The sequence below is a fragment of the Neisseria bergeri genome (assembly GCA_003044455.1).
Taxonomy (GTDB): Bacteria; Pseudomonadota; Gammaproteobacteria; order Burkholderiales; family Neisseriaceae; genus Neisseria; species Neisseria bergeri.
The window spans coordinates 22298-31511 of sequence record POWY01000018.1; the positions used below are offsets into that span (position 1 = coordinate 22298).

The 9214-nt window shown below is 55.2% G+C and carries 10 protein-coding genes and 1 pseudogene; 5 read left to right on the forward strand and 6 right to left on the reverse strand.

What is annotated here, in order from left to right; genetic code table 11:
• Positions 1-24 precede the first annotated feature (24 nt).
• Positions 25-180, reverse strand: coding sequence for a hypothetical protein (locus DBY86_RS13800; RefSeq protein WP_234403444.1), 156 nt, complete (start codon positions 178-180; stop codon positions 25-27).
• 249 nt (positions 181-429) lie between these two features.
• Here DBY86_RS13800 and DBY86_RS11770 point away from each other — a divergent pair, with 249 nt between their 5' ends.
• Both DBY86_RS11770 and xth read left to right on the forward strand, forming a co-directional pair.
• A complete protein-coding gene (locus DBY86_RS11770; protein ID WP_002232805.1) occupies positions 430-711 on the forward strand; it encodes an ArsR/SmtB family transcription factor in 282 nt (93 codons plus the stop codon).
• A gap of 59 nt (positions 712-770) precedes the next feature.
• Entirely contained in the window at positions 771-1541 is a 771-nt protein-coding gene (gene xth, locus DBY86_RS11775; protein ID WP_107820097.1) for an exodeoxyribonuclease III, read from the forward strand.
• Positions 1542-1604: 63 nt separating this feature from the next.
• Here the strand turns inward: xth and DBY86_RS11780 are convergent, their stop codons facing one another.
• The 3 genes from DBY86_RS11780 to DBY86_RS11790 all read right to left on the reverse strand — a co-directional run bounded on the left by DBY86_RS11780 (position 1605) and on the right by DBY86_RS11790 (position 4289).
• Positions 1605-2537, reverse strand: coding sequence for an AEC family transporter (locus DBY86_RS11780; RefSeq protein WP_107820098.1), 933 nt, complete (start codon positions 2535-2537; stop codon positions 1605-1607).
• A 104-nt stretch (positions 2538-2641) separates the two neighbouring features.
• On the reverse strand, positions 2642-3319 hold the full coding sequence (locus tag DBY86_RS11785; RefSeq protein ID WP_107820099.1) for a YiaD family glycine zipper/OmpA-like lipoprotein: 678 nt from the start codon (positions 3317-3319) through the stop codon (positions 2642-2644).
• 79 nt (positions 3320-3398) lie between these two features.
• Positions 3399-4289, reverse strand: a complete 891-nt coding sequence (locus tag DBY86_RS11790) for a YoaK family protein (protein ID WP_107820100.1) — start codon at positions 4287-4289, stop codon at positions 3399-3401.
• A gap of 128 nt (positions 4290-4417) precedes the next feature.
• On the opposite strand from DBY86_RS11790, the gene DBY86_RS11795 reads away from it, so the two are divergent.
• The 3 genes from DBY86_RS11795 to ileS all read left to right on the forward strand — a co-directional run bounded on the left by DBY86_RS11795 (position 4418) and on the right by ileS (position 8744).
• Positions 4418-4792: a hypothetical protein gene (locus tag DBY86_RS11795; protein WP_107820101.1), complete on the forward strand. Its 375-nt coding sequence runs from the start codon at positions 4418-4420 to the stop codon at positions 4790-4792.
• A 100-nt stretch (positions 4793-4892) separates the two neighbouring features.
• A complete protein-coding gene (ribF, locus tag DBY86_RS11800) occupies positions 4893-5813 on the forward strand; it encodes a bifunctional riboflavin kinase/FAD synthetase (protein WP_107820102.1) in 921 nt (306 codons plus the stop codon).
• Positions 5814-5954: 141 nt separating this feature from the next.
• The gene (gene ileS, locus DBY86_RS11805; RefSeq protein ID WP_107820103.1) at positions 5955-8744 is read left to right on the forward strand and encodes an isoleucine--tRNA ligase; all 2790 of its coding nucleotides are present in this window, start codon (positions 5955-5957) and stop codon (positions 8742-8744) included.
• Positions 8745-8818: 74 nt separating this feature from the next.
• Here ileS and DBY86_RS14015 read toward each other — a convergent pair whose 3' ends face one another.
• Positions 8819-8947 (reverse strand): hypothetical protein, encoded by a 129-nt coding sequence (locus tag DBY86_RS14015; RefSeq protein WP_301001450.1) that lies wholly within the window; start codon positions 8945-8947, stop codon positions 8819-8821.
• A 72-nt stretch (positions 8948-9019) separates the two neighbouring features.
• Positions 9020-9214, reverse strand: a pseudogene (locus DBY86_RS11815) (IS110 family transposase); the annotation flags it as partial.

The following is a 9214-nucleotide window of genomic DNA, read 5'->3' on the forward strand; positions in this document are numbered from 1 at the left end:
AGGAACCGCTTAACCGTAATCCGGTTATTGCCTCAGGGAGGAAATGCCGTCTGAAATATTCTTCAGACGGCATTTTTCGTGAAGGTCGTGATGCTTTAGAAAAAACAGCGTTTCGGGCAGGTATTTTGTTTGCCCGACGGCGCGGAGGCATCGGCAAGGCGTGCGGTGGTTGTAAGGCATCTTTTGAACAATGCGGATGATTCCGGCCGGCGGCAGGACAGGGGAAAAGGACAGGGGCGGCAGTTTTATGCCGTCTGAAGGTCCGCCTTTTACGCTTGTTTGTAAAAATAGTGGTAAAAGGAACATACAATCCTGTACAATCATACATAAATAATTGATTTACAATATAATTTATAAAGATAATCACAATCATCCATATCTGCCGCCCGTCAATCCGCTTGGCGGGCGGAAAAGGTTTTAGGAATACCGATGAACACAATACCGCTCCACACCATACTCAAATTGATGGCGCATCCCGAACGCATGGCGATACTGATCCAACTGTTGGACAGCGAACGCAATATCGCCGAACTGGCAAAATCCTTATCCCTGCCGGCCACCGCGGTTTCCGGCCATTTGAACCGCCTGAGGGCGGGCGGTCTGGTGGACTTTACGCGTTACCACCGCATTATCGAATACCGCCTGATTTCCGAAGACGCGGCAACGATTCTGCGGACAATCCGCGATTTGGAAAACAAACGCGCGGTATAGTGTTAGAATCCTTTCCTTTTGCCGTCTGAACGTGTCAGACGGCATTTTTCGGAAATGTTATGAAAATCACCACTTGGAATGTCAATTCGCTCAATGTGCGGCTGCCGCAGGTGCAGAACCTGCTTGCCGACAATCCGCCCGATATTTTGGTTTTGCAGGAACTCAAACTCGATCAGGACAAATTTCCCGCCGCCGCCTTGCAGATGATGGGCTGGCACTGTGTTTGGAGCGGGCAGAAAACCTACAACGGCGTGGCAATCGTCAGCCGCAACGCGCCGGAAGACGTGCATATCGGGCTGCCCGCGCTGCCGGACGATCCGCAACGCCGCGTGATTGCGGCAACCGTCGGCGGAGTGCGCGTCATCAATGTCTATTGCGTCAACGGCGAGGCTTTGGACAGCCCCAAATTCAAATATAAAGAACAATGGTTTGCCGCGTTAACCGAATTTGTCCGCGACGAAATGGCACGCCACGGCAAACTGGTGCTGCTGGGCGATTTCAATATCGCGCCTGCCGATGCGGACTGTTACGACCCTGAAAAATGGCACGAAAAAATCCACTGTTCGTCCGTCGAACGGCAGTGGTTCAAAAACCTGCTGGATTTGGGACTGACTGACAGCCTGCGCCAAGTCCATCCCGAAGGCGCGTTCTATACCTGGTTCGACTATCGCGGCGCGATGTTCCAACGCAAACTGGGCCTGCGTATCGACCATATTTTGGTGTCGCCTGCGATGGCGGCAGCGTTGAAGGATGTCCGCGTCGATTTGGAGACGCGTGCGCTGGAGCGTCCGAGCGACCACGCGCCGGTGTGTGCGGAATTCGATTGGTAGGATGAAAGGCAGATGCCGTCTGAAACCGTTTTCGGGTTTCAGACGGCATCTTTGTTTGAAGGTTCAAACCGTGTATCGGTAAAGCGCAATCATCAGCGGCATGGTGATGACGCACAGCAGGGTAGTGATGCCGTAAATCGCGCTTGCCTTGCGTGCGTCGTTGCCGTACAGGACCGCCATTTGCGTGATGGTTGCCGCCGACGGGCTGATGGTGGCGAGAAAGCTGATGAGGACGACGGTTTCGGACAGGGCGTTGAGGTGTGCCAGCCCCGACAGTTTGACGACGGCAAGCAGTATCAGAGGAATCAGAATCAGCCGCAGGAATGCCACGGCATACAGCCTTGCCGAACACAAAAGCGCGTGCGGCGGCACGGAGGCAATCAGCATTCCGGCAACAATCATGGCAACCGGCCCGATCATGCTGCCGACGGCGGCGAAGGTGTTGTCCATCAGGCGGGGCAGTTTGATTTGGAAGGCAAACATCAGCAGTCCGGTAAAAATGCAGAGGATGTTGATGTTGGTCAGCATGGTTTTCCATGAAAGTCTGACGTTGCCCGAGACCAGCAGGCGCAGGTGCGTCCAAAACAGGACGGTTTGCACGATGATGAAGCCGCCGGTGTAGATGACCCACTCCGAACCGAAAACGGACATGACCAGCGGAATAATCAGGTTGCCCGAATTGCTGTACACCATCGCGGCGTGTTCCAGACTGTCGAGCCTGAGCAGCTTTTTCAGGATTTTGCCGATGGCAATCAGCAGGATGTGGAAGAGGACGGCGAGTTTGACTGAAAGCAGCAGGCCTTGTGCCACTTCGGGCGTGTAGCCGATTTGGAAGGCGTGCAGCATCACCGACGGGCTGATGAGGTAGAGGGCGATGACCGACAGCGGATAGCTGTTTTCCGATTTGAGCAGCCCCGATTTCACCAAACCGATGCCCATAAAAACAATCAGCGTCAGTTCGGCGATTTTGCCGGCAAGGAGCAGGGCGGTATCCATGGAATCACCGTGTCAGAAAAAAGGAAAAGATTGTACGCCCGGGGGCGCAAATACGGAAATGCCGTCTGAAAAGCATTCAGACGGCATTGGCGTTGCAGGGCGCGTTATATGTGCCGTGCGGCGTTGACGGCGCGTTGGTCGGGGTTGATCAGGATTTCGACGCGGCGGTTTTGCGCGCGGCCTTCAGCCGTAGCGTTGGACGCGGCAGGCATATGCGAACCGTAGCCGTAAACCGCCAGTCGCGAAGCCGCCACGCCGCGCGTCTGCAGATAGTAGGCAACCGCTTGGGCGCGGTGTTGCGAAAGCGGATTGTTGACGGCATCGGAACCCGTGTTATCGGTGTGCCCGTTGATGGTCAGCGTCGTGTCGGGATACTGCACCAGCGTCTGTGCGGCAGTGTTCAGGGCGTATTGCGCGTTGCCGCCCAACGCCGCGCTGCCGGTGGCGAAGGTAACGCTTTCGGGCATCACCAGCTTGATTTGGTTGCCTTGGCGTTGGATTTCGATTTGCGTGCCGGCGAGGTTTCGGCGCAAACGCTGCTCTTGGTAGTCCATATAGCCGCCCACGCCCGCGCCGATTGCGCCGCAGGCAAGCGCGGAATTGCGTGCGCCTTTGCCGCTGTGGGTCAGTGCGCCGACGATGCCGCACACTGCCGCGCCGCCCAAACCGTACATGGCGGATTTGCTTGGGGACTGCTGTCCGGTTGCGGGGTCGGCAACGCAGCCGGACAGCGCGAGTGCGGATGCGGTCAGCACGACGGTAAAGGGTTTGAAGAAAGTCATGGCGTTTCCTTCCGTGTATATGTCAAACCGTACAACTATAAACAATCATGCCGTCCAAATAAGCGGCGTTAACCTGAAATTACCCGATTTTTCCCGAAACAACACCGGTTTGTCGGTATTTGCGCCGAAACTTCCGCCATATCCATAAAAAACGGACCTTGACATCGTAACCGACCGAGCCAGCACCCAGTATCAGCAATACCGCCGAAACGGGCAGGGCGAAGTGGTGTCCGATTTTATGGTAGCCCCACGCGCCGATGATGCCGCCGAGCAGGAAGGCCTGCATCATGCCGCCGAGCAGCCACATTTTCGGTTTGTTGACGCGCACGTGCGGCAGGCGCGGATGGTGGGTTTTGGAATAGTACAGCGCGCGAGAGATTTCGATGCCCAAGTCGGTTGCCGTGCCGGTCATATGGGTCGAGCGGATGGCACCGCCCGATAAAAGCGTCATGACCGTGTTGTGCATCCCCATGATGAAGCAGAGCAAGAACAGCGCGAGGGAAGGGAAGACCAAGCCTCCGTCCGTATCCCATTCCAGCGCGGTAATGCCGAACAGGCCGAAAACCAGCAGGTAAACCGCTTCCAGCCACATCGACAACCCGTAGCTGCCCCGAAAGCGCATCTGCTGCGTCCATAAAATCACCCAGCCCGAATGCGCCGCACCTGCGATGAAACACAATACGCTGACCATCGCCGCCGCTGCCGCCGCCCACTGCTTCAGATAAACCATATCCGCCAGCAGCGACATCGAACCGGTAACGTGCGAGGTATAGCGCGCAAACGCAAAAAAACCGCCGGCATTGATTGCGCCTGCCAGCAGCGACATGATGTAGCCCAATCGGCGGAAACGCGCATCGGAGATATGGTGTTCGTGCAGGTACGGGCGGTCTGCCTGCCAAAACGGAGGCAGATGCTGGCGGTTGCGGCGCGGAGTGCGGGCGTGTTTGGCATGGCGGTCGGATTCGTTCATAACGGACGGGCGGCTCGGACGGAAAATTCAAAACCCGCATTTTATAGCGGAAACGGCAACGGGGCGAACTTCACAAGTGCTTGAAAAAAGCGTACATTAAACCTGTTTCCAATCAGAGGGCAGACACCATGCGTCCACACATCGCGGCAGTTGCCGCACTCCTCGCTCTGACCGCCTGCGCCACTCCCGAACAGCAGGCGGCACGCCGTCAGGCGCAGCAACGCTACGAACAGGATTTGCAGGTCGCCCTTGCCGCACAATGCGACCGCGAAACCGCACAGCTCATCCGCCGCCAGTTCGATGCCGGATACACCGCACTGCCCGAAGCCGAAATGCAGGCGTTCAAAACACGCTATGCCGAAAAGCTTTCCGACCCCATGTTCCAAGCCTGCTACAAAATGGCATGGCAGAACCACATCTCGCAACAGCAGCTCAAAGAAGCACGCCTGTACCGCTATTACGACGACTGGGGCTATCCCTTCTACCGCCCGTGGTGGTGGTAAACCCTTCAGACGGCATATGCCGTCTGAACGCGCCTACTGTCTATAAACCGCAATACCGTTTACAATGACCGCCTGTTTCATCACATACCCGAACATAACAATGAAAATCAGGCTTGGGCGGCACAACGCGCCCGACTTTCCACAGGGTGCCGCCGTAACCATAGGCAATTTCGACGGCGTACACCTCGGACACAAACACATCCTCCAAAAACTCCGCCTCGAAGCCGACGCGCGCGGACTACCCGTCGTTGCCGTCATCTTCGAGCCGCAACCCAAAGAATTTTTTGCAAGCCGCACGGGCAAAACCCCGCCCTGCCGCATCAGCCCCCTGCGTACCAAACTGGAATTGCTGGAAGGGACGGGCTGCGTCGATGCCGTCTGGGTTTTGCGTTTCGATCAAAATTTTTCCGAAATATCCGCGCAAGGGTTTATCGACCGCCTGCTGCGTCAAACCTTGAATACGCGTTATTTGCTCGTCGGCGACGATTTCCGTTTCGGTGCGGGGCGGGAAGGCTGTTTTGAACTTTTGGCACAACAGCCCGATATGCAAACCGAGCGCACGCCTTCCGTCATCGTCGAAGACATCCGCACCAGCAGTACCGCCGTGCGACAAGCCCTTTCAGACGGCAACCTTGCCTATGCGAAAAAACTTTTGGGACACGACTACGTTTTGGGGGGCAGGGTGGTACACGGCAGAAAACTCGGACGCACCCTAAACGCCCCGACCGCCAATATCCGCCTGCCCGGACACCGTTATGCCCTCGGCGGCGTGTTCGTCGTCGAAGCAGACGGCGCATTCGGCACACGGCGCGGCGTGGCGAGCTTCGGCTTTAATCCCACCGTTGATAGCGGCTGTTCTCAAAAGCTGGAAGTCCACCTCTTCGACTTTCAAGGCAACCTGTACGGACAACGGCTGAACGTCCGCTTCCTGCACAAACTGCGCGATGAAGAAAAGTTTGACGGTATGGAAGAACTGAAAAGGCAGATTGAAGCCGATATGGAAGCCGCAAAGTGTTGGTAGAAAAACCTTATACAAACCATCCGATTGGGCTACAATCAATCTTTTAACTTTTCAGACGGCATAGGGGTTTCCCGTTGTGAAATACTGTTTGAGGCGCAATGCCGTCTGAAACCGAAATATTGTAACAATAGAGATTAGAAAATGACCGATTACAGCAAAACCGTAAACCTGCTCGAGAGCCCGTTTCCAATGCGCGGCAATCTTGCCAAGCGCGAGCCTGCATGGCTGAGAAGCTGGTACGAGCAAAAACGCTACCAAAAACTGCGCGAAATCGCCAAAGGCCGTCCAAAATTCATTCTGCACGACGGTCCTCCGTATGCCAACGGCGACATCCACATCGGTCATGCCGTCAACAAAATCCTCAAAGACATCATTATCCGCAGCAAAACCCAAGCTGGTTTTGACGCGCCTTATGTACCGGGTTGGGACTGCCACGGTTTGCCTATCGAAGTGATGGTAGAAAAACTGCACGGCAAAGACATGCCTAAAGCGCGCTTCCGCGAATTGTGCCGCGAATACGCCGCCGAACAGATTGCCCGTCAGAAAAAAGACTTTATCCGCTTGGGCGTGTTGGGTGACTGGGACCATCCTTACCTGACCATGGATTTCAAAACCGAAGCCGATACCGTGCGTATGCTTGGTGAAATCTACAAATCCGGCTATCTCTACCGTGGTGCAAAACCGGTTCAATTCTGCTTGGATTGCGGCTCTTCATTGGCTGAAGCCGAAGTGGAATACAAAGACAAAGTATCGCCTGCGATTGACGTGGGCTATCCGTTTAAAGACACCGCCGCGCTTGCCGCCGCATTCGGTTTGGCTGGTCTCGAAGGCAAAGCGTTTGCCGTTATCTGGACAACCACGCCTTGGACGCTGCCTGCGAGCCAAGCTGTTTCAGCGGGTGCAGACGTGGTGTATCAACTGATTGATACGCCCAAAGGCAAATTGGTGTTGGCCAAAGATTTGGCAGAAGACGCGCTCAAACGTTACGGTTTTTCAGACGGTATTGCTATTCTTGCCGAAACCACCGGCGACAAGCTGGAAAACCTGCACATGAATCATCCGTTCCTCGAGCGTGATATTCCCATGCTCAACGGCGAACACGTTACCACCGACGCCGGTACGGGTTTGGTACATACCGCCCCCGCACACGGTTTGGAAGACTACGCCGTCTGCAACAAATACGGCATCGAGCTTTACAACCCCGTCAACGCCGAAGGCAAATACATCAGCGAAACGCCGCGCGTCGCAGGCATAAGTGTTTGGGAAGCGAATCCCGTTATCCTGCAATGGCTGGAAGAGACCGGCAACCTCTTGGCAAGCAGCAAAATCGAACACAGCTACGCCCACTGTTGGCGCCACAAAACCCCGCTGATTTACCGCGCGACAGGTCAATGGTTTGTCGGTATGGACAAAGCAGGTGCAGATGGTAAAACCCTGCGCGACAAAGCCATCAAAGCCGTTGATGACACCGAATTCTTCCCATCATGGGGTCGTGCGCGTTTAGAAGCCATGATTGAAGGCCGTCCTGACTGGGTGGTTTCACGCCAACGCTATTGGGGCACGCCGATGACTTTCTTTGTTCACAAAGAGACCGGTGAATTGCATCCGAACTCTGCCGAGTTGTTGGAAAAAGTTGCCCAAAAAATCGAAGGAAAAGGTATCGAAGCGTGGTTCTCTCTTGATAAGAGCGAACTCTTGAGCGCGGAAGATTGTGAAAATTACGACAAACTTTCCGATACCATGGACGTATGGTTCGACTCCGGCTCGACCCATTATTCCGTCTTGAAACAACGCGAAGAATTGGAATGGCCGGCTGACTTGTACCTCGAAGGCAGCGACCAACACCGCGGCTGGTTCCAATCGTCTATGTTGACCGGTTGCGCCTCATCCATGGGGCGCGCGCCGTACAAACAGCTGCTGACCCACGGTTTCGTGGTTGATCAAAACGGCCGCAAAATGTCGAAATCCATCGGCAACGTCGTCGCGCCGCAAGAAGTGTATAACGAGTTCGGCGCGGACATCCTGCGCCTGTGGGCGGCATCCACCGATTACAGCGGCGAATTGGCGATTTCCAAAGAAATCCTCAAACGCGTAACCGAAAGCTACCGCCGTATCCGCAATACCTTGAGCTTTTTGTTTGCCAACTTGAGCGACTTTAATCCGATTGAAGATGCTGTTCCACAAGCAGAAATGGTGGAAATCGACCGCTATGCCTTGGTGTTGGCACGTCAGCTGCAAGAGCGTCTGGCAGGCGATTACTATCCACGCTACGCCTTCCACTTCGCCGTAAAAGACATTGTTTCTTTCTGCTCGGAAGACTTGGGCGCGTTCTACCTCGACATCCTGAAAGACCGCCTCTATACCACCAAAGCAGACAGCCGCGCCCGCCGCAGCGCGCAAACCGCCCTGTACCACATCACGCGCAGCCTGGTTCTCTTGATTGCACCGATTTTGTGCTTCACCGGCGAAGAAGCGTGGGACATCATCGGCGGCGGCGAAGAAGACAGCGTCCTCTTCCACACTTGGCACGAGTTCCCGACCATCAACGAAAAAGCCGAAGCCGAACTGGTGAAAAAATGGACGGCAGTCCGCGAAGCGCGCGAAGCCGTTACCGCCGCCATCGAGCCTTTGCGCGCCGACAAAACCGTCGGTTCGTCCTTGCAGGCCGAAGCCGAAATCACCGCGCCGGAAGAAATGGCCGGCTATCTGAACGCCCTGGGCGAAGAATTGCGCTTTGCCCTGCTGGTGTCTAAAGCCGAAGTTAAAACCGGCGACGCGCTTGCCGTAACCGCCAAAGCCAGCGGCAGCGAAAAATGCGAACGCTGCTGGCACTACACACGCGATGTGGGCGCGGTTGCAGGCTATGAAACCGTCTGCAAACGCTGTGCGGAGAATGTCGGAGGAGAAGGCGAAACGCGCCATTACGCCTGATAAAGTTTGAGAAAATGCCGTCTGAAACTGCCGAACAGCATTTCAGACGGCATTTTTTGTGCCGCAATTTGTCTTCATAATGGTGGACGGGTTTCGAGATTACGGTGTTGTCGGGAATGACGGTTCGGGTATTTCACTGCGCCCGCCCTGCGTCTGTAAACGGCAAGTGCATCAAAAATGCCGTCTGAAGGTTCAGACGGCATCGGTATCGGGGAATCAGCAAGCCGTAGCAACTGTATTTTTCACCCCGTCGGGCAAAAATACCAAAACTCAAATCAAGCCGTCCGGATACCGTTTTCGGCGGTATCGTTTTCGGCAAAGTAATCACGCATCCGGGCATTCGATATCGTCAGCAGTTTGCGCATACATGCCGTAACGGCAACCTTATACGGCTTACCCTTGGACAGCAGGCGTTGGTAGAAATCCCGAATAAGCGGTTCAAAACGTGTCGCTGCCACGGTAGCCATATA